A 26717-nucleotide genomic window follows, 5' to 3' on the forward strand; every position below is an offset into this window, starting at 1 on the left:
GTCCCGGGTGCGGGCGTGGTCGTGGGTGGCGGCCAGGGCATCCGCGCCGGCGCCGGCAGCGCGGGCGTCAGCATGGGCGCGGGCCAGGGCATTCACGCTGGCGTGCCGGGCGCGGGCGCGTCCATCGACCGCAACGGGATTCGCGCGGGTGCGGGCAGTGCGGGCGTCGCCATCGGCGGCGGCCAGGGCATCCGCGCCGGCGTGCCGGGCGCCGGGGCGGTCGTCGATCGCAATGGCGTGCGCGCCGGTGTTTCGGCCGAGGTGCAGGTCGAACGGCGCTGAAGCCTCACGGGACGCGACGCCGGCAAGGGCGTCGCGTCCCCGCCTTGACCCAGGTCAAGACCCCTGCGAGGCACCCGGGCTAGCCTGCCCCGGTCCGGTGCACAGCACGTGCGCCGCCACCTCGCCTGGGACCCATGAACGCCCCCGACACCTCAATCGCCGCTGCCGAAATCCCTTCCCGCAAGACCATCCGCGAATGGTTGCAACCGTTTCGTGAACGCTCCACCGCGCGCGCGGTGAGCCTGCTGCTGCTGGACCTGACGCTGTTCGGCGCCTCGCTGGCGGCGGTGATCCTGCTGCGTGCCTGGCCGCTGAAGCTGCTGTTCGGCGCACTCGCCGGCATCGTCATCGGCCGGCTGTTCATCATCGGCCACGACGCCTGCCACCAGGCGCTCACCGACAGCAAGGCGCTCAACAACTGGATCGGCCGCATCGCCTTCCTGCCCTCGATGACGCCTTACAGCCTCTGGGAAGTGGGCCATAACACCGTGCATCACGGTTACACCAACCTCAAGCAGGTGGACTTCGTCTGGGCGCCGAAAACGCCGGAGGAATTCGCGGCCCTGTCGCCCTGGCGTCAGCGCCTGGAGCGCATCTATCGCAGCGGCTGGGGCCCGGGCCTCTATTACCTGGTGGAAGTCTGGTGGCTGCGCATGTACTTCCCCAGCGCGCGCTACATGAAGGCCCGGCGCAAGAACTTCCTGCCCGACACCCTGCTGGTCAGCGCCGTGGGCCTGGTCTGGATCGCAGGACTGGTGGCGGCGGCGCTGGCCACGCAGCAGAGCGTGCTGCTGATGCTGCTCACCGGCTTTGCCCTGCCCTTCCTGTTCTGGACCGCCATCGTGGGCTTCGTGATCTATGTGCATCACACCCACACCAGCGTGATCTGGCATCAGGACAAGATCGACTGGGCGCGCGCCATTCCCAATGTCACCACCACCGTGCACCTGAAGTTCCGCCACGGTGTCGGCACCCTGCTCCACCACATCATGGAGCACACCGCGCATCACGTGGACATGAGCATTCCGCTGTATCACCTCAAGGCCGCGCAGCGCTGCCTGGAAGCGGCGATGCCGGGCCGCATCATCATCCAGAACTTCTCCTGGCGCTGGTATTTCGACACCGCGCGCCGCTGCAAGCTGTTCGACTTCAAGCAGAACTGCTGGACGGACTTCCAGGGCGTGCGCGTGGCCTGAACGATGGGAGCTGTGAGAGGTGAGACAAAGCCGGGCAAGCCGCGCGGCGTCTCACGTCTCACAAGCTGCCCGGGTCAACGCTTCGGCAGCTTGAGCAGGGGATCGATAGGCTGGCCCTTGTTGCGGATTTCAAAATGCAGCATGGGCTGGTTCTCCGGCCCCAGGCCCAGTTCGCCGATGGGCTGACCACCGGTGACGATGTCGCCTTCCTTGACGTGCCGCAGGCGGTTGTAGCCGTAGGCGGAGAGGAAGGTTTCGTCGTGCTTGATGATGATCAGCTCGCCGTAACCTTTCAGCGCATTGCCGCTGTACACCACGCGGCCCGGCGCGGCGGCGAACACCGGCTGCCCCAGACGACCGACGAGGTCGATGCCCTTGCTGCCCTCCTGGCCGAAGCCCCGCTGCAGCTTGCCCAGGGTCGGCCAGGCCCATTCGTACTGACCCAGCTCTGCCAGGGGCTCGGGCACAGGCGCCGGCGGCAGGCCGGGCGGCGGCGCCTCCGGTTCCGCCACACCGGGCGCGGCCACGACTTCCACCGGACCGCTTGCGACAGGCGGCGATGGCGGCGGCGCGGAGATAGCGGGCGCCGGCATGGGCCGCGCCCCTGCCGGCGGTTTCAGACGCAGCAACTGTCCGGCGTAGATGCGGTAGTCGCCGCCGATGCCGTTCCAGCGCGCCAGCTCGCGATAGTCCAGGCTGTTGCGAAACGCGATGGAGTACAGGGTGTCACCGGCCTGTACGCGGTATTCACCGGGGCCGGCTGGCGGCAAGGCGGCACGCGCCGGCACCTGACTGCGCGCGGCGCGCGGCGCAGGTTTTTCCCAGGACGACCAGCTGCCGCAGGCGGCCAGCAGCAGCGCCGCGAGCCCCGCCCCCAGCCAGCGAAACGCGCGGGCGCGGGCCGATGGCATCAGCGGCGCGGATCGGGACGCGAACCGCGATTCTTGAGCAGGAAGCGCAGGCCCAGCACGCCCAGCAGCAGCAGGGCCGCCACTCCGATCTCGTTGGCGTAGTGGCGCATCACCACCGCAGCGGCCTCGCCGAAGTGATAACCCACGGCCAGCAAAATGCCGCACCACAGCGCCGCGCCCAGCGTGGTGAGCAGGGCAAACGGCGCCAGCGGCATGCCGAACACCCCGGCCGGCAGCGAGATCAGATGACGGATCACCGGAATCAGGCGCCCCACGAAGGTGGCCCAGCGGGCATTGCGCAGGAACAGACGCTCGGCCTCGTGATACTTGGCCTCGCTCACCAGAAAATAGCGGCCGTAGCGCAGCAGAAACACGCGCCCGGCATAGCGGCCCAGCACGTAGTTGGCGCTGGCACCGGCGAGCGAACCGCAGGCGCCGGCAGCCAGTGCCAGCAGCGGATCGAGTTGCTGCTGCGCGATCAGATAGCCGGCCGGAATCATCACCAGCTCGGAAGGCACCGGGAACAGGCTCGACTCCAGCGCCATCAGAAAGAAGATCTCGGCATAGCCCAGATGCGCCAGATACTGCTCCAGCCAGCCGCTGAGCAGATGCATCAGACCTTGCCCGCCAGCAAGGGCACGAAGCTGACCCAGCCCAGATCCTGCTCGCGCAGGATGCCGCCGCGCCGCTCGATGAGCCTGAGCGACTGGCGCCCCTGCGGCCCCACCGGAATCACCAGACGGCCGTTGGGCCCCAGCTGATCGAGCAAGGCCTGCGGCACGTTCTCGGCGCCGGCGGTGACCAGGATGCCGTCGTAGGGCGCATACGGCAGCCAGCCCTTCATGCCATCGGCATAACCGAAATGCACATTGCGATAGCCCAGCGCCGAGAGCCGCTGGCGCGCCTGCTCGGACAGCGCCTTGATGCGCTCGACCGTGAACACCGTATCCACCAGCTCCGCCAGCACCGCGGTCTGATAGCCGGAGCCGGTGCCGATCTCCAGCACCCGCGCCAGCTTGCGCCCCTGCGTGAGCGCCTGGCTCATGAAGGCGACGATGGCCGGCTGCGAGATGGTCTGCGCATGGCCGATGGGCAGCGCGTTGTTCTCGTAGGCGCGGTTCTTCAGCGCATCATCGAGAAAGAAATCGCGCGGCACCTTGGCCATCGCCGCCAGCACCGCGGCATCGCTGACGCCGCTGCGCGTGATCTCTTCGAGCAGGCGCTCGCGGCCGGGATTGGGCGCCGCCGCCGGGGGACGCGGCCTCATAGCGGCATCATCCAGCTGCGCAGGCGTTCCATCATCGAGTACTGGCTCAGGTCCACCAGCAGCGGCGTGATCGAGACGCGGCGCTGCGAGACGGCGTGAAAGTCGGTGCCCGGACCGCAGTCGGCGCCGGGGCCGGCCGAACCGATCCAGAAGATCTTGCGGCCGCGCGGGTCCGTCGCCTCGACGATGCGCTCGGCGGCGTGGCGGTTGCCGGTGCGGGTGACCTCGAAACCATCGATCTCGTCCCAGTGCAGATCGGGCACGTTGACGTTGAGAATGGTGTTGCCCGGCAGCGGCTCGCGCTGCAGGCGCTCCAGCAGCCGCAGCACCACGCGCGCGGCGGTGTCGTAATGCTGGGGGTTGGGCGCCACCGTGGACACCGCGATCGCCGAGCAACCCAGGTGCCGGCCTTCCATCGCCGCCGCCACCGTGCCGGAATACAGGGTGTCGTCGCCGAGATTGGCGCCGGCGTTGATGCCGGAGACCACGATGTCCGGACGCTCCGGCAGCAGGCCGTTGAGCGCCAGATGCACGCAATCGGTGGGCGTGCCGTCCACGCAGTAGTCGGCCTCGCCCTGCGCTTGCACGCGCAGCGGATTCAAGATGGTCAGGGAGTTGCTGGCACCGCTGCGATTGCGGTCGGGGGCCACCACCGTGACCTGATGGTGCTGGCGCAGATGGTCGCGCACGCAGATCAGGCCCGGCGCCTGGTAGCCGTCATCGTTGGAGAGCAGGATTTTCATTCGGGGGCCGCGATTACCCTGCTAGTTTACCGGCTTTGCCGGCTATCATGAGCCTCACCAGCGCCGACGACCCCATTTGCGACTGAGCCAGCCGATGAGCAGCGACTCCCAGGACGCAGCCGACGACGATCACGCCCTGTTCCGCCTGGCGCTGAGCGGCGTGCGTCTGGCGCCGCCCTCTTCGCGCGTCGCCGAGCATCGCAGCGTTCCGGCGCCGCAGCCGCGTCAGCGGCATGCCGATGATCTGGCGGTGCTGCGCGAGATGCTGGAAGACCCCGATCCGGAACTGCTGGAACACGGCGAGACGCTCAGCTATCGCCACGCCGGTGTGCAGGACAGCGTGCTGCGTCGCCTGCGGCGCGGTCATTACCGCCTTGAGGCCGAGCTGGATCTGCACGGCCACAACCGCGAACGCGCCAAGCTGGCGCTCGCGCAGTTCTTGAGCCGCTGCCTGGACCGCGATCTGCGCTGCGTGCGCATCATCCACGGCAAGGGCCACGGCTCACCCAACAGCGGCCCGGTGCTGAAGGTGCTGGTCGCCGGCTGGCTGCGCAAGCGCCGCGAGGTGCTGGCCTATTGCAGCGCGCGGCCGGTGGATGGCGGCAGCGGCGCGGTGTATGTGTTGCTGCGCGGGCGCTGAAGGGTCCAAGGCTCGCGCCTGAGCGGATCGCACGGCCATAAGGCGTTGGGCGCGTGAGCGCCGTAACCCGCCGCTTTACTTGTGCTGTTTGTTGCCGGATTTGTCTCTCGATTCATTGCCTCATTCGTCCGCCCTTCGGCGCCCGAAACCAAGGCTGGATCAAGCAATCAAGCGAAGCAAGCAACGCCAAGGCCCGGCGAATTGCAGCGCGCAAAGCCCAACCTAATAGACGCGATGGCCGCTCAAGGCAGCGCGCCCTCATCATTGCTCTCGCCGGTCAGTTCCAGGCTCAGCTGGGTGAGCAGCTGGCGGAAGCGCGAGACGCCATAGACGCGCGCGATCTGGAGCCCGCCTTGCAGGGCGGCGGCGATTTCCACGGCCTTGTCGCTGGCATCGCCGACGAAGCACAGGCGCTGCGCCTGGCGGCCTTCTTCCAGCAGCTGACGCAGCCATTGGTGGAGGTCGCAGATCAGGGCGCGGGCTTCTTCGCGGATCGCGTCGGTGAGCGTGAGATATTCGGTGCTCAGCACGCCGCCGGGGCAAAGCTGCGCGACGCGTTCGTCCAGATGGCGCTGATAGGTGGCGAAGTAGGCCAGCAGACGTGCGCGCGGGTCCAGACGTTCGTCGTGCTCGCGCGCCCACTCGCGGAACTTCTCGCGATAGCGCTGCACCAGGGCGGCGCCGAGATCGTCCTTGCTGGGAAAGTGGTAATGGATCGCCGCCGGACGGATCTGCAGCTGCGCGGCGATGTGCTGGTAGCTGAAGCCGTTGAAGCCGCGCGCCTGCAGCAATTGTTCGGCACAGATCAGGATGGCCTCGCGGGTATCGGGCCTGCCGCGCGGACGGCGTCGCAGGGGCGCCTGATGCATCGGATCGAACATGGCCGCAGTCTATGCCGGCCGCTGGCCAGCTGCCAGCAAACTCAAGCGCCGCCGAGCAGAACCACGGCGTGCGCGCTCAGGCCTTCCTTGCGCCCGATCGCGTCCAGGCCTTCGTTGGTGGTGGCCTTGACACTGACCGCGTCCGCCGCCACGCCCAGGCCCTGCGCCAGCTGCTGACGCATGGCGAGCACATGCGGGGCCACGCGCGGCACCTGCGCGATCAGGCTCAGATCGGCATTGATCACGCCATAGCCGGCCTCGCGCACGCGACGCATCACCTCGGCCAGCAGCTCACGGCTGTCGATGCCGGCGAAACGCGCGTCGTTGTCCGGGAACAGCTTGCCGATATCGCCCATCGCCAGCGCGCCGAGCAGCGCATCGCAGAGCGCGTGAATCAGCACGTCGCCGTCGGAGTGGGCGATGATGCGGTAGGGACAGGCGATGAACACGCCGCCCAGGTGCACGCCCTCGCCCGCCTCCAAGCGATGCGTGTCGAAGCCATGACCGATGCGCAGCTTCATGGCCGGCGCTGCGCCTGTGCCAGCCAGAATCCGGCCAGCTGCAGGTCCTCGGGATAAGTGACCTTGATATTGGACTCACGGCCGCGCACCAGGCGCGGCTGATAGCCGGCGCGCTCCATGGCGCTGGCCTCGTCGGTCACCGGCAGGCCGTGCTCGGCGCATTCCTTGAGCGCGCGGATCAGCGGCTCCAGACGGAACAGCTGCGGCGTCTGCGCGCGCCAGTAGAAGGCGCGGTCCACGGTCTCGGCGATCTTGTGCTGCCGGGCGCGCTTGAGCGTATCGCTGACCGGCAGCGCGAGGATGCCGCCATGGTCGTCATCGGCCTCCTCGCAGAGCCGCTCCATGTCGCTGCCGTGCAGACAGGGTCGCGCCGCGTCGTGCACCAGCACCTGCACATCCTTGAAACCGGCACTGCGCTCGGCCACCACTTCCAGCCCCGCCAGCACCGACTCGGCACGGGCGCCACCGCCGAGCGTGGTGAGGATGCGCGGATGCCGGGCGATGGGCAGGCGCGCAAACTCGCTGTCGGCGCGGGCCAGCACCAGCACCACGCCGTCGATCCACTCGGCATCGAGAAAGGGCTGGATGGACCACTCGATCAGCGCACGGTCCTTGAGCGACAGATACTGCTTGGGCCTGCCGCTGTTCATGCGCGTGCCGCCGCCGGCGGCGGGAATCACCGCCCAGTAACGCGTACTCGCCGCCGCGCCGGACACGGTTTACTTCTGCACCACGAGATAGAAGGTCTCGCCTTCCTTGATCATGCCCATGGTGGTGCGGGCGCGACCCTCGATGGCGGCGACGCCGGAATTCAGATCCTGCACTTCGGCATCCAGGGTGGCGTTGCGCGCGCGCAGCTGCTCGTTCTCCGCCTGCTGCGCCGCGACTTGCGTCTTGAGGCGATGGGTATGCGCGATGCCGCCGTTGGCCACCCACAGACGCCACTGCAGAACCAGCAGCAGCGTCGCGAGCACCAGCAGCAAGCCGCGCTTACCCATCGCCGCGAGCATTTACAGCACCACCGGGAAGGCGCCGCGACCCGGGTAACGGGCGCGCGAGCCCAGCTTGCGCTCGATGCGCAGCAGCTGGTTGTACTTGGCCATGCGGTCGGAGCGGCACAGCGAGCCGGTCTTGATCTGCGTGGCGCTGGTGCCCACCGCGATGTCGGCGATGGTGGCGTCCTCGGTTTCGCCCGAGCGGTGGCTGACCACGCTGGAGTAGCCGGCGTCGGTGGCCATCTGGATCGCGTCCAGGGTTTCGGTGAGCGTGCCGATCTGGTTGGGCTTGATCAGGATCGAGTTGGCCACGCCGCGGATGATGCCTTCGGCGAGAATCTTGGTGTTGGTGACGAACAGATCATCGCCCACCAGCTGCACCTTGCCGCCGAGCTTGTCGGTGAGGTACTTCCAGCCCTTCCAGTCGCCTTCGGCACAGCCGTCCTCGATGGAGATCACCGGGTACTTGGCGACGATGCTGGCGAGGAAGTCCGCGAACTGCTCGCTGGTGAAGGACTTGCCCTCGCCATGCAGGTGGTACTTGCCCTTCTCGTAGAACTCGCTGGAGGCGACGTCCAGACCCAGGTACACGTCCTTGCCCGGCTTGTAGCCGGCCTTCTCGATGGCTTCGATCAGCACGTCGAGCGCGGCGACATTGCTCGGCAGGTCGGGCGCGAAACCGCCTTCGTCACCGACGGCGGTGTTGAGCTTGCGGCTCTTGAGCACGCCCTTGAGCGTGTGGAAGATCTCGGCGCCGTAGCGCAGCGCCTCGGAGAAGCTGGGCGCGCCCACCGGCAGGATCATGAACTCCTGGATGTCGACGTTGTTGTCGGCATGCGCGCCGCCGTTGATGACGTTCATCATCGGCACCGGCAGGGTCAGGCTGGAGATGCCGCCCAGGTGCTGGTAGAGCGGCACGAAGTTCTCTTCGGCGGCGGCCTTGGCGCTGGCCAGGGACACGGCGAGGATGGCGTTGGCGCCGAGCTTGGATTTGTTCTCGGTGCCGTCGAGATCGATCATGGTCTGGTCGACCCGGGCCTGATCCTGCGCGTCCAGGCCGAGCACGGCCTTGGCGATCGGGCCTTCGGCATTGGCCACGGCCTTGCTCACGCCCTTGCCCAGATAGCGCGCCTTGCCCTTCTTCGGCGCGCCGTCACGCAGCTCCACCGCCTCGCGGGTGCCGGTGCTGGCGCCGGAGGGCGCGGCCGCGCGACCGGTGGCGCCGGACTCCAGCTCCACCTCGGCTTCCACGGTCGGGTTGCCGCGCGAATCGATGATTTCCAGGGCAGTGACTTTGACGATCTTCGACATGAGTACGACGTGCTCCGCGTGTGGCCGATAAAAGATTCGTGATTCTAGCCTGCGCACAGGCCGGCGTCATGAAACATCGTGCGGTTTCGCAGCACTGGACTGCGCTCGCGCACGGTTTCCCCTCATGACGCGGCGCGGGCCGCGCTGCTAACTTGGCCGCGCCCCGTCCCCGCTTGAAACCCGACGATGAACAAAGTGCTGCTTCTGCTCCTGCTGATCTGCGCGGCACCGGCGCACGCGGCGGGACTCTCCGCCCAGGAGCGGCGCATCGCCGCCGCCGTACAGGCGCACCAGGCCGAGCATCTGCTGCTGCTCGAACAGCTGGTGAACATCAACAGCGGCACGCTCAATCCGGCGGGGGTGAGGCAGGTCGCGGAGTTGCTGCGTCCGCGCTTCGAAGCCCTGGGCATGCGCGTGCGCTGGCTGCCGATGGACCCGGTCGGCCGCGCCGGTCATCTGCTGGCCGAGCAGCGCGGCGGCCGGGGCGCGCGTCTGCTACTGATCGCGCATCTGGACACGGTGTTCGAAGCCGACAGTCCCTTCCAGCGCTACCAGCGCGAGGGCGACACTGCCGTCGGGCCCGGCGTCAACGACATCAAGGGCGGCATCGTGGTGATACTCGCGGCCCTGCAGGCCCTGCATGAGGCCGGCGCGCTGTCGCGCAGCAACATCACGGTGTTCCTGAGCGGTGACGAGGAGCGGCCCGGCCAGCCGCTGGCGATCGCGCGCCGCGATCTGCTCGCCGCCGGCGCCGCCAGCGACATCGCCCTGGACTTCGAAGCCATGTATCGCGAACAGAACCAGGACACCCTGCATCTGGGCCGGCGCGGCTCGCTGAGCTGGAAGCTCTGGGCCAGCGGCGATTCGGGGCACTCCGCCGGCGTGGGACGCGGCGCGGGCTACGGGGCGGTCTACGAGCTGGTCCGCATCATCGACGCCTTCCGCACCCAGCTGCCCGAGCCCGATCTGAGCTACAACGCTGCACTGATTGCCGGCGGCAGCAGCCTGCAGCTCGATGCGCAGGGCGTGAACGCCAATGCCAGCGGCAAGCCCAACATCATCGCCGCGCAGGCCTATGCCACGGGCGATCTGCGCGCGCTGTCGCCGGAGCAGGTGGCACGGGTGCAGGCGCGGATGCGCGGCATCGTCGCGCAGCATCTGGACCGCACGCAGGCGCGCATCGAGTTCGACGAAGCCTACCCGCCCATGGCACCCGGCGCCGGCAGTGCCGCGCTGTTCGAACAGATGCAGCGCATCAACCGCGACCTGGGCCTGGGCGAGCTGCGCCTGGGTGATCCGGCCAATCGCGGCGCCGGTGATATTTCCTTCGTGGGCCAGCTGCCGGGCCTGGTGGGCATGGGTCTGGCCGGCGGCGGCGCCCATGCCGTGGGCGAATACGCCGATCTGCGCAGCCTGGTGCCGCAGGCGCAGCGCGCGGCGCTGCTGATGCTCAGACTCTCCAGGCCGCACCCATGAAAAACGCCGCGATTGCGGCGTTCTTCATCCCACTCACTTGAGCTGGTTTTCCGCCAGCGGCTTGCGCTTGACCGCGCGATCCAGCTCGACCAGCGTCTCCAGCAGATCGGCCAGACGCGGCAGCGGGAAGGAATTGGGCCCGTCGCAGAGCGCCTCTTCCGGCTTGGGATGGGTTTCCATGAACAGGCCCGACACGCCCGCGCCCACCGCCGCGCGCGCCAGCACCGGAATCATCTCGCGCATGCCGCCCGAGGCATTGCCCTGCCCGCCCGGCAGCTGCACCGTGTGCGTGGAGTCGAACACCACCGGCGCGTAGGCGCGCATGATGGCCAGACCGCGCATGTCGGCGACCAGATTGTTGTAGCCGAAGGAGAAGCCGCGCTCGCAGAGCAGGAACTGGTGCGGCGCCACCGCCTTCATCTTCTCGATCACATTGCCCATTTCCCAGGGCGACATGAACTGGCCTTTCTTGACGTTGATCGGCTTGCCGGTGCGCGCGGCGTTCTGCATGAAGTTGGTCTGCCGGCACAGGAAGGCCGGGGTCTGGATCACGTCGATCACGCTCGCCACTTCCGCCAGCGGCGTGTCCTCGTGCACATCGGTGAGCACCGGCACGCCGATCTGCTTCTTGACGTTCTCCATGATCTTCAGGCCTTCGTCCAGGCCCGGACCGCGGTAGCTCTCATGCGAGCTGCGGTTGGCCTTGTCGAAGCTGCCCTTGAACACATAGAGCATGCCCAGACGCTTGGTCAGCTCGGCGATATGGCCGGCCACGTCCAGGGCCAGCTGCTGCGACTCCAGGGTATCGGGACCCGCGATCAGGAACAGGGGCTGATCGATCCCGACCTCAACGCCACAAATCTTCATGCGACCTTCACTGTGCTGGAGGCGCCGCTGACCGGCGCCTGGGTGGCCTGATGGGCAAGCTGGTGTTCACGCGCGGCCTTCACGAAACCGGCGAACAGCGGATGACCGTCGCGCGGCGTCGAGGTGAATTCCGGATGGAACTGGCAGCCGACGAAGAAGGGATGGTTCGGCAGCTCGATCATTTCCACCAGCTCGTTCTCGGCGGATTCGGCGACCAGATCCATGCCGGCCTCGCTGAGCAGCTTCTTGTAGCGGTTGTTGAACTCGAAGCGGTGACGATGACGCTCGCGGATGATTTCGGCGTTGTACATCGCGCGCGACTTGGAGCCGGCCTTGAGCCGGCAGGCCTGCGCGCCCAGGCGCATGGTGCCGCCCTTGTTGGATTCCTCGCTGCGGACCTGGGTCTGGCCGCTGGCGTCCTGCCATTCGGTGATCAGACCGATCACCGGATCGGGCGATTTGGGGTCGAACTCCGTGGAATGCGCACGCGGCAGATTGCAGACATGGCGCGCGAATTCGATCACCGCCACCTGCATGCCCAGGCAGATGCCCAGATAGGGAATCTTGTTCTCGCGGGCATAGCGCGCCGCCAGGATCTTGCCTTCCACGCCGCGCTCGCCGAAACCGCCGGGCACCAGAATCGCATCCATGCCCTGCAGGATGCGCGGGCTCTGGGTTTCCACTGCCTCGGATTCGACGTAGCGGATTTTCACGCGCGTGCCGGTGTGCAGGCCGGCGTGATAGAGCGCCTCGTTGAGTGATTTGTAGGCGTCGGCCAGGTCCACGTACTTGCCGACCATGGCGATCTGCACTTCCATGTCGGCCTGCGTGCGCGCTTCCACCAGACGTTCCCAGGCGGAAAGATCGGCCGGCCGCGCTTCCAGGCCGAAGTGGTCGATCACCAGCTGGTCGAGATTCTGCTGATGCAGCCAGCCGGGAATCTTGTAGATATCGTCCATGTCCACGGCCGCGATCACCGCCGGATACGGGACATTGGTGAACAGCGAAATCTTGCGCCGCTCGGCTTCCGGAATCGGGCGCTCGGTGCGGCAGACCAGCACATCGGGCTGGATGCCGATGCCGCGCAGTTCCTTCACCGAGTGCTGCGTGGGCTTGGTCTTGAGTTCGCCGGAGGCCTTCACATACGGCAGCAGCGTCAGATGCATGAACATTGCATTGCGCCGGCCCAGCTCCAGGGAGAACTGGCGGATGGCTTCGAGAAAGGGCAGCGATTCGATATCGCCCACCGTGCCGCCGATCTCCACCATGCAGATGTCGGCGCCGCCGACGCCACGACGGATGCCCGCCTGGATCTCGTCGGTGATGTGCGGAATCACCTGCACGGTCTTGCCCAGATAGTCGCCGCGGCGCTCCTTGTCGAGCACGTTGCGGTAGATCTGGCCGGTGGTGATATTGGAGTGGCGGGTGGTCTTGCCGCGCAGGTAGCGCTCGTAGTGACCCAGATCGAGATCGGTTTCGGCGCCGTCTTCGGTCACGAACACCTCGCCGTGCTGGAACGGACTCATGGTTCCGGCATCGACGTTGATGTAAGGGTCGAGCTTGATCATGCTGACCTTGAGGCCGCGCGATTCCAGCACGGCCCCCAGCGAAGCAGCAGTGATTCCCTTGCCCAGCGAGGACACCACCCCGCCGGTTACAAACAAAAAGCGCGTCTGAGGCTGCGCGTCAGGCATGGAAGAATTCGGTCAGGGGGTTTGCGCGATTTTAAGGCATACCCCCGCACCTTGCCATGCGCGGGGCACCCTCCCGGCGCCTTTTAGGGCCTGTTAACGCTATGGCAATCGCTGTGACGGAGGTCGTTTTGCCGCAGGGCAAGGCGGCAGACACGCCGCGTGGTGGTTTCCCAGCCAGCGGCTGCCAACGTCGCCCTGCGGCAAAACGGCCCCGTCCCTTCGGCTTGCGCCAGAATTTGCGCCATGCGGCGTTGCGAAACTTGGCCTTGGCACCATCAAAGCCCGCGTTTCGCGCCTTGCCTGGCGCGATTTCTGGCAGCAACGCAGCAATCGTCCATAGCGTTAACAGGCCCTAATCCAGCCAGACCAGCTGGCGCAGCCGCCGCGCGGCGGGATAGTCGGCGCGCCAGCCCAGGCCGCCGATCCAGATCAGCTCGCCATCCTCGTACAGCAGCGGCGTGCGCCGCCGCACCCAGACCGGCACGCCCAGCTCCTGGAACAGGTTCTTCAGGGTGCGCCGGCCTGCGGCCTGCTCCGGACAGAAGCGCTCGCCGCCGCGCGGCAGCTGCACACGCAGGCGCCGGCGCTGCGGATGCGCTGCGCGCAAGCGGCCACAGCCCTCGGGCAGCAGCAGCTCGCCCTGCCCGGCCCAGGTTTGCGCGTAATCCGCCGGCGGCTCCGCCATTGCCGGCAGGGCGTAGAGCGTGTCGCGATAGCGCCGCCACTCGCCCTGCGCATGGCGCAGCACCGGCTCGGCATCGGCGCGGGCGCGCAGCAGCTCGCGCTCCAGCAGTGTCAGCTGCCGCGCCGCCGGCAGCTGGCCATAACGCCGGGTCCAGAGCCGGTAGAGCGCATTGCGCCGGCGCGGCGGCGACAGCGCCAGCAGGCCCGACACCGACCAGCCCGCGCCGTGCAGCAGCGGCGCCAGATCGTGATCCGCCAGCTCCGCCAGCAGCCCGGCCGCCTCGGCAGCCTGCCCGGCCAGCTGCGCCAGCGCCGTCTTGGCCTGCGGCCAGTGCGGCTGCAGGCGCGGCAGGATTTCCTGGCGCAGATACGAGCGCGCGTAACGGGCCTGCTGGTTGTGCGGGTCTTCTACCCAGCTCAGCTGCTGCGCCCGGGCATAGGCCAGCAGGCGCTCGCGTGGCAGCCTGAGCAGCGGCCGCCACAGCCGGCCGCGCGGCAGCGCCTGCAACGGCGCCATCGCGGCGAGACCAGCGATGCCGCTGCCGCGCAGCGCGCGCAGCAGCACGGTTTCGGCCTGATCGTCCTGGTGATGGGCGGTGACCAGCAGGTCCTGCGCGCGCAGCAGCGACTGCAAGGCCGCGTAGCGCGCCTCGCGCGCCGCCGCCTCCGGACCCTGCGCATGGCGCGCCGGCACCATCACCTTCTTCACGCGCAGGGGAACGCCCAGCGCGCGGCAGTCGCGACGCAGCTTCTTCACCCAGTCGTCGGCCGCCGCCTGCAGGCCGTGATGCACGTGCACGGCGTGCAGATTGCCCAGGCCCTGGGCCTGCAGCGCGTGCAACAGCACCGTGGAATCCAGACCGCCGCTGCAGGCCACCCAGATGCGCGCATCCGCCTGCAGCGACGGCGGCGCGAAGCTCAGGCCCATAGCAGAAGGGCCGCGTCCGCGGCCCTTTTGCTCAGTGGATGGTCTCGTAGGCACCGTAGGCCAGCAGGCGCTGGTAGCGGTCGGCCATGAGCTTGGTCATCGGCGTGTGGCGCAGACGCTCCAGATTGGCGATCAGCTTCTGGCGCACGGTGGCCATGATCGCGGCGTAATCGCGGTGCGCACCGCCCAGGGGCTCGGGGATGATCTCGTCGATCAGCTTGTGCTCGTAGAGATCCGGCGCAGTCATGCGCATGGCCTCGGCGGCTTCCGGCGCGCGGCCGGAATCCTTGAACAGGATCGAGGCGCAGCCCTCCGGCGAGATCACCGAGTACACGCTGTACTGCAGCATCATCACATGATCGGCGACGCCGATGGCCAGCGCGCCGCCCGAACCACCCTCGCCGATCACCGTGGTGATCACCGGCGTGCGCAGCTTGGACAGTTCCAGCAGATTGCGCGCGATGGCCTCGGACTGGTTGCGCTCCTCGGCATCGATGCCCGGGAAGGCGCCCGGCGTGTCGATGAAGGTGAGCAGCGGCAGATTGAATTTCTCGGCCAGCTTCATCAGGCGCAGGGCCTTGCGATAGCCCTCGGGCTTGGGCATGCCGAAGTTGCGGTAGACACGCTCCTTGGCATCGCGGCCCTTCTGCTGGCCCAGCACCACCACGGCGCGGCCTTCCAGGCGCGCGACGCCGCCGACGATGGCCGGATCGTCGGCGAAGTGGCGGTCACCGTGCAGCTCTTCCCAATCGGTGAACAGGGTCTTGATGTAGTCCAGCGCGTAGGGGCGTTGCGGGTGACGCGCCAGCTGCGCGATCTGCCAGGGCGTGAGCTTGGCGAACACCTGCTCGGTGAGCTGGCGGCTCTTGGCTTCCAGCCGGGAGATTTCTTCGGTGAGATTGACGCCGCTGCCGGTGGTGGCAAAGCGCAGCTCTTCGATCTTCTGCTGCAGCTCGGCGATGGGTTGTTCGAAGTCCAGGTAATTCAGATTCATGTTTCACTCGTCGTCATAGGCGCCACCCGCAGCGGCGGCGAAGCGTCGCTCCGTGGCGGGCGGCTGGTAGCGCCGGTAATGCACTTTAACGCAATCATCGCCGAGAAACTGCTGTAATCCCAGCACGGTGGCGTCATCCAAAGCCAGCTTCCAGTCCGCGCCCAGCTCCAGCTGGCAGCTGGCCTTGGCATTGCGGTACTGCACGCTGATCTCGGTGCCGCCGCCCCGGCGCGCCTGCAGCAGCTTCTTCATGGCATTGACGTCCGACACCGGCCGCCGCCAGTCGATGGCCAGGCGCGTGGCGTAGTCGCGCAGCACCTCGTCCAGGGCGTAGAACTCGGGGTCATAGAGCCGTGGTTCCGCCTCGCGGCCTTCGCGGGCCTGCGACAGGCCGATGGCGGATTTCACGAACACCAGGCCGTCCACCTTCACGAAGGGCGCGTAGCGGCCCCATTTGTCGGCGTCCACCCAGGTGGACAGCTGCACGCCGCGATCATCCAGGGTGATCTTGTAACTGGCGCCGCCGCGCCCCTCGCCGCCCTTGAAGAAGCGCAGATCGTTGACCCAGGCCGCGAACAGATGGCGGGTGCGCGGCTGCCAGATCGGCTTGCCGTTGGCGGCCACCGGCTGCGGCTGGGCGTGCTGGGCGATCAGTTCGCGCAAACGGCCGGAGCAGACCTGCTCGATGATTTCGCGATAGGCCTCGATGGGATGCCCGGAAAGATAAAAGCCCAGGGTATCGCGCTCACGCGACAGCAGTTCGCGCTGCGACCATTCCGGCTCGTGCTCGGCTTCCATGACGCGCTCGGGCTGGACGCTGGCGCCGCCGCCCAGACCAAAGAGATCGTTCTGTCCGGAATCGGCGCTGGCGGCGCTGGCCTCGGCCAGCTGGATGGCCTTGGGCAGCGTCTTGCTCAGCGAGGCGCGATTGAGGCCGAAGCAGTCCATGGCGCCGGAACCGATCAGGGCTTCCAGCACGCGCTTGTTGGCGCGGCGCAGATCGATGCGCCGGCAGAAATCGAACAGATCACGGAACGGCCCGTTCTGCTCGCGTTCCTTGAGAATGCCTTCCAGCGCCGACTCGCCGGCGCCCTTGATCGCACCCAGGCCGTAGCGGATCGCGCCCCTCTCCGGCACCGTGAAGCGGTACTGGCTCTGGTTCACATCGGGCGACAGCATCTTGAGGCCCATGCGCAGACATTCCTCGCGCATGGTGACGATGGTTTCGGTGTGCGCCATTTCGCAGGACAGCACCGCCGCCATGAACTCCGCCGGGTAATGGGTCTTGAGCCAGGCGGTCTGGTAGGACACCAGCGCGTAAGCGGCCGCGTGCGATTTGTTGAAGCCGTAGTTGGCGAACTTCTCCATCAGGTCGAAGACGCGGCCGGCGGTCTCGGCATCCACGCCGCGCCCGGTGGCGCCTTCGGTGAACACCTCGCGCTGCTTGGCCATTTCATCGGCCTTCTTCTTGCCCATGGCGCGGCGCAGCAGGTCGGCGCCGCCGAGCGTGTAGCCGGCCAGGCGCTGCGACATCTGCATCACCTGCTCCTGGTACACGAAGATGCCGTAGGTGGGCTGCAGCACCGCCTCCATTTCCGGATGCAGGTATTCGACGTTGGCGTCACCGCGCTTGCGCGCGCAGTACTCGGGAATCAGCTCCATGGGGCCCGGGCGGTACAGCGAGACCAGGGCGATGATGTCCTCGAAGGTGTCGGGTTTCAGATCGCGCGAGGCGCGCTGCATGCCCGGCGATTCCATCTGGAACACCGCGGTGGTGTCGCCGCTGGCGTAGAGCGCGTAGGTGGCGGCGTCATTGATCGGCAGTTCCAGCACCGTGATGCGCCGGCCGCTGCTGCGCTCGATATTGCCCACCGCCTCCTCGATCACGGTCAGGGTCTTCAGGCCCAGGAAGTCGAACTTCACCAGACCCACGGCTTCCAGGTCCTTCATGTCGAACTGCGTGCGCAGACCGCCGCCGCCCGGTTCGCAGTACAGCGGCGCGTATTCGGTGAGCGGCTTGGGCGCGATCACCACGCCGCCGGCATGCACGCCCACGCCGCGCGTCACGCCTTCCAGGGCCAGGCCCAGATCGATCACCGCGCGGGTGTCTTCCTCGTTGTCGTAGCGGGTCTTCAGCTCCGGCACCGATTCCAGGGCATCGAGCAGGGTCGCACCCGGCGTGCCCGGCACCAGCTTGGCGATGGAATCACCGAAGCCATAACCATGGCCCATGACACGCGCCACGTCGCGCACCACGCCGCGTGCGGCCATGGTCGCGTAGGTGATGATCTGGCCGACGCGCTCGCGGCCGTACTTGTGCGAGACGTACTCGATCACGCGGTCGCGGTTGTCCATGCAGAAATCGACGTCGAAGTCGGGCATGGACACGCGCTCGGGATTCAGGAAGCGCTCGAACAGCAGATTGAAGGGCAAGGGATCAAGGTCGGTGATCTTGATCGCATAGGCCACCAGCGAGCCGGCGCCCGAACCGCGACCCGGCCCCACCGGACAGCCGTGGGTCTTGGCCCACTCGATGAAGTCCGACACCACCAGGAAGTAACCGGCGAAGCCCATCTTCTCGATGATGCCCAGCTCGTAGTCGAGGCGCTGCCAGTACTCCTCCTCGGGCTTGGCGAGCGTGATGCTCTTGAAGCGCTCCTTGAGTCCTTCCCTGGAACGCTCGCGCAGCCAGCTGTTGGTGTCGTAGCCCTCCGGAACCGGGAATTCCGGCAGGTGGTACGGCGGCGCGAACTTCAGGGTCAGCGAGCAGCGGCGCGCAATCTCCACCGAATTGGCCAGGGCCTCGGGCAGATCGGCAAACAGCGCCAGCATCTCCTCTTCGGACTTCAGGTACTGCTGATCGGTGTAATCACGCGGACGCTTGGGATCGTTGAGCACGCGGCCCTGCGCGATGCAGACGCGCGCCTCGTGCGCGTCGAACTCCTCGCGGGTGAGAAAGCGCACATCGTTGCTGGCCACCAGCGGCAGCTGTTCGTGACGCGAGAGCGCCACCGCCGCCTCCACCCATTCCTCATCATCGGCGCGGCCACAGCGCGCGATCTCCAGATACAGGCGTCCGGCGAACATGGTGCGCAGATCCTGCAAGGCCTCCAGCGCCGCCGGCACCTGCTCGGCCAGGGCCGCGCGGAACACCGCGCCGTCGCGGCCGGTGAGGGCGATCAGACCTTCGCTGGCCTCGGCCAGCCAGTCGCGCGCCAGCAGCGGCTCGCCGCGCGTCTGGCCTTCGGTGTAGCAGCGCGAGATCAGGCGCGCGAGATTGCGGTAGCCGGTTTCGTTCTGCACCAGCAGGGTCAGACGCTCGGGACTTTCGCCCGTCACGCGCGGCTCCAGGCGCACATCGGCGCCGACGATGGGCTTCACGCCCGCGCCCTCGGCGGCCTTGTAGAACTTCACCATTGCGTAGAGGTTGCCCAGGTCCGTCACCGCCACCGCGCCAAAGCCCAGCTCGGCGGCGCGCGAGGTGAGCGTGCTGCCCACACCGCCGCCCTTGCGCTTGGGCGGCTCGACCCGCACCACGCCGTCGATCAGCGAGTACTCGGTGTGCAGACGCAGGTGGACGAAGCGGCTCATGCGGGGGACACGAGGCGTGAACCGTGCAGCTGCAGGGCGAGCTGCGCGCAGGGGGCAAAGCTCATGCGGTGAACCGGACTGGGACCTTGCCTGCGCAGCGCCGCGACGTGCACCGCGGTGCCGTAGCCCTTGTGCTGCGCGAAACCGTAACCGGGATATTCCGCATCCAGGCGTTTCATCTCGTGATCACGCGCGACCTTGGCCAGGATGGAGGCGGCCATGATCGGCGCGTGGATGGCATCGCCCTGCACCACCGCCTCGCCCGCGCAAGGCAGCTGCGCCGGCAGACGGTTGCCGTCGACCAGGCAGAGCTGTGGCGCGGGACTCAGGGCGAAAGCGGCGCGCTGCATGGCCAGCATCGCGGCGTGCAGGATGTTGAGCCGCTCGATCTCCTCGACCTCGGCGCGGGCGATGGCAAAGGCGCGGGCGCGCTGCTGGATGTCCTCGAACAGGCGCTCACGCGCAGCAGCGCTCAGCGCCTTGGAATCATCCAGGCCACGGATGCCATGGCCTTCTTCCAGGATCACCGCCGCCGCGTAGACCGGGCCCGCCAGACAGCCGCGCCCGGCTTCGTCCAGACCGGCGACCAGGGCGTGGGTGTACGTGGAGAGCGCGACTCGGCGAGGCATCGTCGTCAGGCAGGAAAACCGCAGACGATTGTAGGGCTTTGATCGGGTAAAACCAGACTTGACGGCGACGCCTACAGCAGGGGTGCGAGCAGTTCCGCCGCACGCTGCGCGGCATTGCAGCGCAGACGCGCTCGCACCGCGTCGAACTGCGCCAGCTGGCGCTGCCGCGCCGCGCTGCCGAACAGCGCCTGCACCTCGCGCGCCAGATGCTCGGGCGTGCAGTCGTGCTGCAGCAACTCCGGCACCACGGGTTCGTCGGACAAGAGATTCGGCAGACTCACATAACGGGTCTTGAGCATGCCCAGCTTGAGCAGCAGCAACTCGGTGAACCAGGCGCCGCGATAGCCCACCACCATCGGCCGGCCCAGCAGCAGGCATTCCAGCGTCGCCGTGCCGGAGGCCAGCATCACCACATCGGCGGCGCGCATGGCCTCGCGCGACTTGCCGTCGAGCAGCGTCCAGTCCAGCCCCGGGGCCTGCTGCGCGATCAGCGCCTGCAGACCGGCACGCAGGCTGGGCTTGGCCACCGGCGTGATGATGCGCAAACCCGGGATGCGCTGCGCCAGCAGCGTCGCTGCCTGCGCGAAGGGCAGGCCCAGATACTTGAGTTCCGAGCCGCGACTGCCGGGCAGGATCGCCAGCACCGGGCCCTGCTCTGCCAGCCCCAGGGCTGCGCGCGCCTGCGCCGGCGTGGTCCGATCATCCAGCTCCTCGGCAAGCGGATGGCCGATGTACAGCGCCTTGTCCTTCACACCCTGCTGCTCGTAGAACGCCGGCTCGAACGGGAACAGGCAGAGGATGCGTTCCACCGCGCGGTCGATGCCGTGCACGCGACCGGCGCGCCAGGCCCAGACCGTGGGACTGACCACGTGCACGGTCTTCACGCCGCGCGCACGCAGCTTGCGCTCCAGCGGCAGATTGAAGTCCGGCGCGTCGATGCCGATCAGCAGGTCCGGCGGATTGCGGCTGAACTCCTGGAACAACTGCTTGCGCAGGCGCAGGATGCGCGGCAAGGCATGCAGCACCTCGGCGATGCCCATCACCGACAGCATCTCGATGGAGGCCAGCTCCGCACAACCCGCCTCGCGCATGCGCGGCCCCACCACGCCGTAACACTGCGCCTGCGGCAGGCGCTCACGCAGCGCGCGCACCAGCGCGCCGCCCAGCAGATCGCCGGAGAGTTCGCCGGCGACCAGCGCGATGCGCAGCGGTCTGCTCAAGCGTGCATCAGGGCTTGCCGCCCTGCTCTGCCTGCCACTGCTTGATCGCGGCCAGGGTGTTCTGCACGTGCTGGCTCGGGTCCATGGCGCTGTAGCTGTACAGCACCTTGCCGTCCGGCGTGACCACGTAGGAGATGCGGCTGGCGTAGTTCACCATGGGCAGCTTGGCATCCCAGGCGCTCATGATCCGGGTGTCGGGATCGGCCGCCACCGGAAACTTGCCGCCGCATTCGCTCAAGGAAAACTTGTGCAGGGTCTGCACATCATCGCTGGACACGCCGATCACGCTGGCGCCCAGCTTCTGGTATTCCGGCATGGCCTTGGCAAACAGATGCGCCTCCACGGTGCAGCCGGAGGTGAAGGCCTTGGGATAGAAGTACACCACCACCGGACCTTTCTTCAGGGCCTCGGCCAGGGCAAAGCTGTAATCCTTGCCGGCCAGCGAGGCCGGCGCGGTGAAATCCGGCGCCGTGCTGCCATTGGCCAGCGCCGCCAGCGCCGGCGCGGACGCGCTCAACGACAGCATCAGCGCCAGAAACAGTTTGAGGCTACGCATGATCGAATCTCCGGTGTGCGAAGACGCCTAGCGTTGCAGCGCGCGCTTGGAGCCCTCGATGAATGTCAGCATCTGCGCCACATACGGCGAAGACGGCGCCATGGATGCCAGCTCCTGACGCACCTGCTCCATGGTCTTGCCGGACAGGAACACCAGCTTGTAGGCATCCTTGATGGCGGCGATGTCCTCGGCGGAGAAGCCGCGTCGCTTGAGGCCCTCGCTGTTGATGCCGCGCGCCTCGGCCGGATGACCCTGCACCATGATGAAGGGCAGCACGTCGCGGGTGATGACGCTGCCGCCACCGGTGAAGACATGCGAGCCGATCTGGCAGTACTGGTGGATGAGCGTATAGCCGCCGCAGCCGACGAAATCGCCCATGCGCACATGCCCGGCCAGCGAGACATTGTTGGCGAGAATGCAGCTGCTGCCCACGTAGCAGTCATGGCCGATGTGCACGCTGGCCATGATCCAGTTGCGGTCGCCGACCTTGGTCAGCCCGTCCTTTTCCTTGAGCGTGCCGCGCTGGATGGTGACGTACTCGCGGATGGTGTTGCCGTCGCCGATCTCGACGCGGGTGTCGTCCTCGGGCTTGGCGCTCATGTCCTGGGAAATCTCGCCCAGGCTCGCGAACTGAAAGATGCGGTTGCCGGCGCCGATGCGCATCGGCCCGCGCAGCACCACATGCGGACCGATCACGGTGTTCGCGCCGATCTCGACATGATCGCCAATGATGCTGTACGGCCCCACTTCGACGGACTCGTGCAGGCTCGCGCCGGACTCGATGATCGCGGTCGGATGAATCTTGCTCATGCCACTCTCGGCTGATCGTCTTTGAAAATCATCAAGCCGCGTATTCGGCTTTGCGCAGCACGCAGATCAGCTCGGCTTCGCAGACCACTTCGCCGCCCACGGTGGCCTGGGTCTTGAAGCGCCAGAAGTCGCGCTTCTGCTTGTCCAGCTGCACATGGAATACCAGCTGATCGCCCGGCGTCACCGGCTTCTTGAAGCGCGCATTGTCGATGCCGGCGAAGTACAGGATCAGGCCGTCGCTGGCGCGCAGTCCGGACTTGCGGATCGCCAGCAGGCCGGCGGTCTGCGCCAGCGCCTCCAGCTGCAGCACGCCCGGCATGGTCGGCAGGCCCGGGAAATGGCCCGGGAAAAACGGCTCGTTGAACGTGACGTTCTTGATCGCGGTGATGCACATGCGCTCGACATCGCATTCCACCACACGATCCACCAGCAGAAACGGATAACGATGCGGCAGCAGCTTGAGAATTTCGCAGATGTCAAAATGAGTCGGGGTCGTCATTGCTCTTGTTTCCTTGCGCTTCGCGCAGCTGCGACTCCACCACCCGCAGCCGCTCATCCATTCGTCCCAGACGGCGCAGGCGCGCCACCGTCTTGCGCCAGTCCTGCGCCGGCTCCAGCGGCGGGGCCGAGCCGTAGGCGCCGCGCTCCTTGATTGAATTGGTCACCATCGCGCCGGCGAGCAGGATCACGTCGTCGCTGATTTCGATATGGCCGTTGATGCCCACCGCGCCGCCAATCATACAGCGCCGACCGATCACGGTACTGCCGGCGATGCCGGTGCAGGCGGCAATCGCGGTGTGCGCGCCGATGCGGCAGTTGTGCGCGATCTGGATCAGATTATCCAGGCGCACGCCGTCCTCGATCACAGTGTCCTCGATGGTGCCGCGATCGATGCAGGTGCCGGCGCCGATCTCGACATCATTGCCGATGCGCACGCTGCCCAGCTGCGGCACCGCCTCCCAGCCCTTGGGGCCCAGGGCATTGCCGAAGCCGCGCGCACCGATCACCGCACCGGGCTGCACCAGACAGCGCTCGCCCAGCTGCACACGCGCACCGACGTGCGCCTGTGCCACCAGTCGCGTGCCAGCGCCGATGCGCGCATCGCGGCCGATCACGCAGCCCGGGCCGACGTACACGCCGGCGCCCAGCGTGGCGCCGGCTTCGATCACGGCGGCGGGTCCGACGTAACAGCCCTCGCCCAGCTGCGCGTCCTGCGCCACGGCCGCATTCGCGCTGATGCCGGGTGCGAACTCGCGCTCGGGATCGAACAGCGCGGCGACGCGCGCATAAGCCAGATAAGGATCGGCGGCGATCAGACCCGCGCCGCGCAGCTCGGCGGCATCGCCGGGCTTGACGATGACGATGCTGGCCTGCGTCTGCGCCAGCTGCGCCCGGTAACGCGGATTGGAGAGAAAGCTCAGCGCGCCGGCGCGACCCGGCAACAGGCTGCAGACGCCATCGACACGGGTTTGCGGATCGCCGGATGCCTGCAGGCCAAAGCGCTGCGCAAGCTCCGCCAGGGTGTAAGTATTTTCACTCATCGTCATAAGTCCTCCCCGCGCCTGAAGCTTACGCGCTTGGCCCTGTAAACGACTACGGCCTGCGTAAGCAGGCCGTAGTCACTGCCAGAATCCGCTTACTTGGCGGCGGCCGGTGCCGACAGGCGCTTGAGCACGTCGTCGGTGATGTCCAGGTCGTTCTTGGCGAACACCGGATTTTCAATGATCAGATCCAGGCTCTTTTCCTTGGCGATGGCGTCGATCACGTTCTTGATGCTGCCCATGGTCTGCGCGAACAGCTCCTGGCGGCGCTTGCCGAAGTCCTCCTGCAGCTTGCGGGCCTTGGACTCGATGTCGATGCGACGCGTGGTCAGGTCCTTGGCCTTCTTGTCGCGGGCGTCGGAGGTCAGGGTGTCGGCTTCGCGCTGGAAGTTGGTGCCGTCGTCGTTGAGCTTCTTGGCCTCGGCTTCGAGGTCGTTCTGCTTGCGCTCGAATTCGGCCTTGAGCTTGTCCTGCATGGACTTGAACTGCGGCGCCTTGTCGGCGATTTCCGCCGAACGCACGGTGGCGATCTTGAGCTCGGCCTGCGCCGGCAGGGCGAAGGCGGCGGCCAGCATCAGGCCGGTGGCAAGAATCAGTTTGCGCATCTTCATCTCTCTCTTTAGTCGTGGACGGCTCGAAACAAAATTTGACGGGGCGAAAATCAAAACAGCGCTCAGAAGCCGGAACCGAAGGTGATCTGGAAGCGGTCCTTGCGATCCTCGAACTGCGAGTTGAGCGGGAAGGAATAGCTCAGATCGAGCAGGCCCAGGAACGGCGTGAACCAGGAGAAGGCAATACCGGCCGACTGGCGCAGATCGTGGGTGGAGAAATCCTGCGGCTCGGCGAAGACGTTGCCGATATCCCAGAACGCTTCCAGACGCGTGGACTTGCCGTCGCTCTCGATGGGCAGCGGGATGATCAGATTGGTCTGGCCCGTGGTGCGCAGCTTGCCGCCGTAAGGATTGTTGAACGGCGTGTCGCGCGGTCCCAGCGAGCCGTCGCGATAACCGCGCACCGTGCGCGGACCGCCGGCGAAGAAGTTCTCGAACGGCGGCACCACATTGGTGGCGCCGTAAGCGTCCACCACGCCCACGGAGGCATTCATTTCCAGCGTGAACTTCCAGATCAGCGGCACGTACTGCTGACCGCGGTAGCTGACGTTGTAGTACTGCAGATCACCGCCCGGCAGCGCCACGTCCGCCGACAGCGAGTGCAGCGCACCGCGCGTGGCGAAGAAGGTGCGGTTGCGGGTGTCGTAGCTGATACCGGTGCGCAGCTCGTAGGTGAAGAACTGCGTGCCGTTCTCGACTACGAAATTCAGGATCTGGTCCGAGGTGGAGTTGGCGTAGGTCTGCACCGCGATGTCCTGCACGCCGAAGCCGGCGCGCAGCGCCACGTATTCCGAGAGCGGAATGCCGTAGGTGAGGTTGAAACCGATGGTGTTGGTGTCGAAGCCCGAGGAGTAGCGGATCACCGACTTGGAGGTGCGGTAGAACAGCGAGGCGGTCTGGCTGATGCCGTCCTCGGTGAAATACGGATCGCTCCAGGACAGGTTCAGCGACTTGGCCACCGTGTTGTTTTCCGCTGACAGATCCAGGCGGTTGCCGGTACCCAGGAAGTTGGTGTGGGTGACCTGGCCGGTGATCAGGAAGCCGTAGGAACCCGAATAACCCACGCCGAACTGCACCGAACCGGGCGGACGTTCCTTGACCTTGAAGCTGACATCGACCTGGTCGTCGGTGCCCGGCACCGGCTTGGTGTCGACCTCGGCATTCTCGATGAAGGGCAGACGCGAGAGACGCACGCGCGAACGCTCCACCGCCGACTTGGAGAACGGCGCGGCTTCCAGCTGACGCATTTCGCGGCGCAGGGTCTCGTCGTTGGTCCCGGTGTTGCCGGTGAACAGGATGTGGCGCACATAAGCACGCTTGCCCGGGTCCACGGCGTAGTTGAGCGTGACCTCGCGCTTGTCCTCGTCCACCTCCGGCACCGGCGTGACCTTGGCGAAGGCGAAGCCGATGTCGGCCAGCGCGGCCTCGATGCGGTCGGCGGACTCGGTGGCCTGCTTGCGCGAGAAGGTGCTGCCATCCGGGGTGCTGGTCAGCACTTCCAGATAGCGCTCGTTCAAGATGGTGTTGCCGCTGTAGCGGCGCGTCTTCACCTTGTAGACATCACCTTCCGTGATGTTGATGGTGATGTAGATCGACTTCTTGTCCGGTGTCAGCTGCACCTGCACGGAGTCGACGCTGAACTTCAGATAGCCGCGGTCCTGGTAGTAGGACTGCAGCTTTTCCAGGTCACCCGACAGCGACTGCTTGGAATAGCGGTCGCTGCGCTGGAACGGCACCCAGTTGGTCTCCTTCAGATCGAACTGCTTGAGCAGCTCGTCGGTGGAGAACACCTTGTTGCCGATGATGTTGATGTTGGTGATCTTGGTCACCGTGCCTTCGGTGACCTTGATGTTGATGCTGACGCGGTTGTTCGGCTCTTCGGTGACCTTGGACTCGATGCCCACGTCGTAATAGCCGTTGGCATAGTACTGGCGGCGCAGTTCCTGCTCCACGCCGTCGAGCAGGTCACGACGGAACAGTTCGCCGTCGGCCAGGCCCATGTTCTTCAGCGACTTCTTCAGCTCGTCGCCGCCGATCTTGTCATTGCCCTCGATCTTGAAGGTGGAGATCGCGGGACGCTCCTGCACCTTGATGATCAGGGTGTCGCCGTCGTGCAGCAGCTGCACGTCCTGGAACAGGCCGGAGCCGTAGAGGGCGCGGATCGCCTGCTTGGCGGTGCCGGGATTGAGTTCGTCACCCGCCGCCAGCGGCATGTAAGTGAGCACCGTGCCGATTTCCAGGCGCTGCAGGCCTTCGGCACGGATCTCCTTGATGGTGAAGCGCTCGGCGTCGTCCTGGGCGTGCGCATGGAAGGCCAGCGCGGCCAGAGTGGCGGCAATGGCCGTTTTGGAGAGTTTCAGTCTATTCAC

Annotated in this window: 25 protein-coding genes and 1 pseudogene; 4 read left to right on the forward strand and 22 right to left on the reverse strand. The window is 66.8% G+C overall.

Annotated elements, in window-relative coordinates:
- Both BMY12_RS20180 and BMY12_RS01985 read left to right on the forward strand, forming a co-directional pair.
- Positions 1-282: pseudogene (locus tag BMY12_RS20180) on the forward strand (hypothetical protein); the annotation flags it as partial.
- Positions 283-416: 134 nt separating this feature from the next.
- Positions 417-1478 (forward strand): fatty acid desaturase, encoded by a 1062-nt coding sequence (locus BMY12_RS01985; RefSeq protein ID WP_093281246.1) that lies wholly within the window; start codon positions 417-419, stop codon positions 1476-1478.
- Positions 1479-1552: 74 nt separating this feature from the next.
- Here the strand turns inward: BMY12_RS01985 and BMY12_RS01990 are convergent, their stop codons facing one another.
- From BMY12_RS01990 to surE, 4 genes are read right to left on the reverse strand one after another with little or no spacing between them, the layout of a single operon-like run.
- On the reverse strand, positions 1553-2389 hold the full coding sequence (locus BMY12_RS01990; RefSeq protein ID WP_093281249.1) for a peptidoglycan DD-metalloendopeptidase family protein: 837 nt from the start codon (positions 2387-2389) through the stop codon (positions 1553-1555).
- The gene (locus BMY12_RS01995) at positions 2389-3003 is read right to left on the reverse strand and encodes a DedA family protein (RefSeq protein WP_093281252.1); all 615 of its coding nucleotides are present in this window, start codon (positions 3001-3003) and stop codon (positions 2389-2391) included. Before BMY12_RS01995 ends, BMY12_RS01990 begins: the two co-directional genes overlap by 1 nt.
- Positions 3003-3656 (reverse strand): protein-L-isoaspartate(D-aspartate) O-methyltransferase, encoded by a 654-nt coding sequence (locus BMY12_RS02000; RefSeq protein ID WP_093281256.1) that lies wholly within the window; start codon positions 3654-3656, stop codon positions 3003-3005. Before BMY12_RS02000 ends, BMY12_RS01995 begins: the two co-directional genes overlap by 1 nt.
- Positions 3653-4399, reverse strand: a complete 747-nt coding sequence (gene surE / locus BMY12_RS02005; RefSeq protein WP_093281258.1) for a 5'/3'-nucleotidase SurE — start codon at positions 4397-4399, stop codon at positions 3653-3655. The genes BMY12_RS02000 and surE overlap by 4 nt, the downstream gene beginning before the upstream one ends.
- A gap of 94 nt (positions 4400-4493) precedes the next feature.
- Between surE and BMY12_RS02010 the strand changes: the two genes are divergently transcribed.
- Positions 4494-5039 carry a Smr/MutS family protein gene (locus BMY12_RS02010; protein ID WP_093281261.1) on the forward strand — a complete coding sequence of 182 codons (546 nt, stop codon included), beginning with the start codon at positions 4494-4496 and terminating at the stop codon, positions 5037-5039.
- Between the two features lie 242 nt (positions 5040-5281).
- Here the strand turns inward: BMY12_RS02010 and BMY12_RS02015 are convergent, their stop codons facing one another.
- Genes BMY12_RS02015 through eno form a run of 5 tightly spaced genes read right to left on the reverse strand, consistent with a single transcriptional unit; the run spans position 5282 to position 8747 of the window.
- Positions 5282-5920: a TetR/AcrR family transcriptional regulator gene (locus BMY12_RS02015; RefSeq protein ID WP_093281263.1), complete on the reverse strand. Its 639-nt coding sequence runs from the start codon at positions 5918-5920 to the stop codon at positions 5282-5284.
- Between the two features lie 41 nt (positions 5921-5961).
- The gene (gene ispF, locus BMY12_RS02020; protein WP_093281266.1) at positions 5962-6441 is read right to left on the reverse strand and encodes a 2-C-methyl-D-erythritol 2,4-cyclodiphosphate synthase; all 480 of its coding nucleotides are present in this window, start codon (positions 6439-6441) and stop codon (positions 5962-5964) included.
- Positions 6438-7157: a 2-C-methyl-D-erythritol 4-phosphate cytidylyltransferase gene (gene ispD, locus BMY12_RS02025; protein ID WP_093281269.1), complete on the reverse strand. Its 720-nt coding sequence runs from the start codon at positions 7155-7157 to the stop codon at positions 6438-6440. The genes ispF and ispD overlap by 4 nt, the downstream gene beginning before the upstream one ends.
- A 3-nt stretch (positions 7158-7160) precedes the next feature.
- Positions 7161-7451, reverse strand: coding sequence for a cell division protein FtsB (gene ftsB, locus BMY12_RS02030; RefSeq protein WP_245732308.1), 291 nt, complete (start codon positions 7449-7451; stop codon positions 7161-7163).
- A complete protein-coding gene (gene eno / locus BMY12_RS02035; protein ID WP_093281272.1) occupies positions 7452-8747 on the reverse strand; it encodes a phosphopyruvate hydratase in 1296 nt (431 codons plus the stop codon).
- 186 nt (positions 8748-8933) lie between these two features.
- On the opposite strand from eno, the gene BMY12_RS02040 reads away from it, so the two are divergent.
- Complete coding sequence (locus tag BMY12_RS02040) at positions 8934-10223, forward strand: M20/M25/M40 family metallo-hydrolase (protein WP_093281275.1); 1290 nt, start codon at positions 8934-8936, stop codon at positions 10221-10223.
- A gap of 33 nt (positions 10224-10256) precedes the next feature.
- Here BMY12_RS02040 and kdsA read toward each other — a convergent pair whose 3' ends face one another.
- The 13 genes from kdsA to bamA all read right to left on the reverse strand — a co-directional run bounded on the left by kdsA (position 10257) and on the right by bamA (position 26717).
- On the reverse strand, positions 10257-11090 hold the full coding sequence (kdsA, locus tag BMY12_RS02045) for a 3-deoxy-8-phosphooctulonate synthase (protein WP_093281278.1): 834 nt from the start codon (positions 11088-11090) through the stop codon (positions 10257-10259).
- A complete protein-coding gene (gene pyrG / locus BMY12_RS02050) occupies positions 11087-12784 on the reverse strand; it encodes a CTP synthase (protein ID WP_093281281.1) in 1698 nt (565 codons plus the stop codon). The genes kdsA and pyrG overlap by 4 nt, the downstream gene beginning before the upstream one ends.
- A 352-nt stretch (positions 12785-13136) precedes the next feature.
- Positions 13137-14396, reverse strand: a complete 1260-nt coding sequence (gene tilS / locus BMY12_RS02055) for a tRNA lysidine(34) synthetase TilS (protein ID WP_093281284.1) — start codon at positions 14394-14396, stop codon at positions 13137-13139.
- Positions 14397-14427: 31 nt separating this feature from the next.
- Positions 14428-15390, reverse strand: coding sequence for an acetyl-CoA carboxylase carboxyltransferase subunit alpha (locus tag BMY12_RS02060; RefSeq protein ID WP_093281287.1), 963 nt, complete (start codon positions 15388-15390; stop codon positions 14428-14430).
- 3 nt (positions 15391-15393) lie between these two features.
- On the reverse strand, positions 15394-18981 hold the full coding sequence (gene dnaE, locus BMY12_RS02065) for a DNA polymerase III subunit alpha (protein WP_093281290.1): 3588 nt from the start codon (positions 18979-18981) through the stop codon (positions 15394-15396).
- Entirely contained in the window at positions 18978-19610 is a 633-nt protein-coding gene (rnhB, locus tag BMY12_RS02070; protein ID WP_093281293.1) for a ribonuclease HII, read from the reverse strand. The genes dnaE and rnhB overlap by 4 nt, the downstream gene beginning before the upstream one ends.
- A gap of 71 nt (positions 19611-19681) precedes the next feature.
- The gene (gene lpxB / locus BMY12_RS02075; protein WP_093281296.1) at positions 19682-20830 is read right to left on the reverse strand and encodes a lipid-A-disaccharide synthase; all 1149 of its coding nucleotides are present in this window, start codon (positions 20828-20830) and stop codon (positions 19682-19684) included.
- A 7-nt stretch (positions 20831-20837) separates the two neighbouring features.
- Complete coding sequence (locus BMY12_RS02080; RefSeq protein ID WP_436278853.1) at positions 20838-21389, reverse strand: peroxiredoxin; 552 nt, start codon at positions 21387-21389, stop codon at positions 20838-20840.
- 24 nt (positions 21390-21413) lie between these two features.
- Positions 21414-22196, reverse strand: coding sequence for an acyl-ACP--UDP-N-acetylglucosamine O-acyltransferase (gene lpxA / locus BMY12_RS02085; protein ID WP_093281302.1), 783 nt, complete (start codon positions 22194-22196; stop codon positions 21414-21416).
- A gap of 31 nt (positions 22197-22227) precedes the next feature.
- Positions 22228-22695, reverse strand: a complete 468-nt coding sequence (gene fabZ / locus BMY12_RS02090; RefSeq protein WP_093281305.1) for a 3-hydroxyacyl-ACP dehydratase FabZ — start codon at positions 22693-22695, stop codon at positions 22228-22230.
- A complete protein-coding gene (gene lpxD, locus BMY12_RS02095) occupies positions 22673-23737 on the reverse strand; it encodes a UDP-3-O-(3-hydroxymyristoyl)glucosamine N-acyltransferase (protein ID WP_093281307.1) in 1065 nt (354 codons plus the stop codon). Before lpxD ends, fabZ begins: the two co-directional genes overlap by 23 nt.
- A 95-nt stretch (positions 23738-23832) precedes the next feature.
- Positions 23833-24348, reverse strand: a complete 516-nt coding sequence (locus BMY12_RS02100; protein WP_093281310.1) for an OmpH/Skp family outer membrane protein — start codon at positions 24346-24348, stop codon at positions 23833-23835.
- A 62-nt stretch (positions 24349-24410) separates the two neighbouring features.
- On the reverse strand, positions 24411-26717 hold the full coding sequence (gene bamA, locus BMY12_RS02105; protein ID WP_245732309.1) for an outer membrane protein assembly factor BamA: 2307 nt from the start codon (positions 26715-26717) through the stop codon (positions 24411-24413).

Origin of the sequence: Solimonas aquatica (assembly GCF_900111015.1) — a bacterium.
GTDB classification, from domain to species: Bacteria; Pseudomonadota; Gammaproteobacteria; order Nevskiales; family Nevskiaceae; genus Solimonas; species Solimonas aquatica.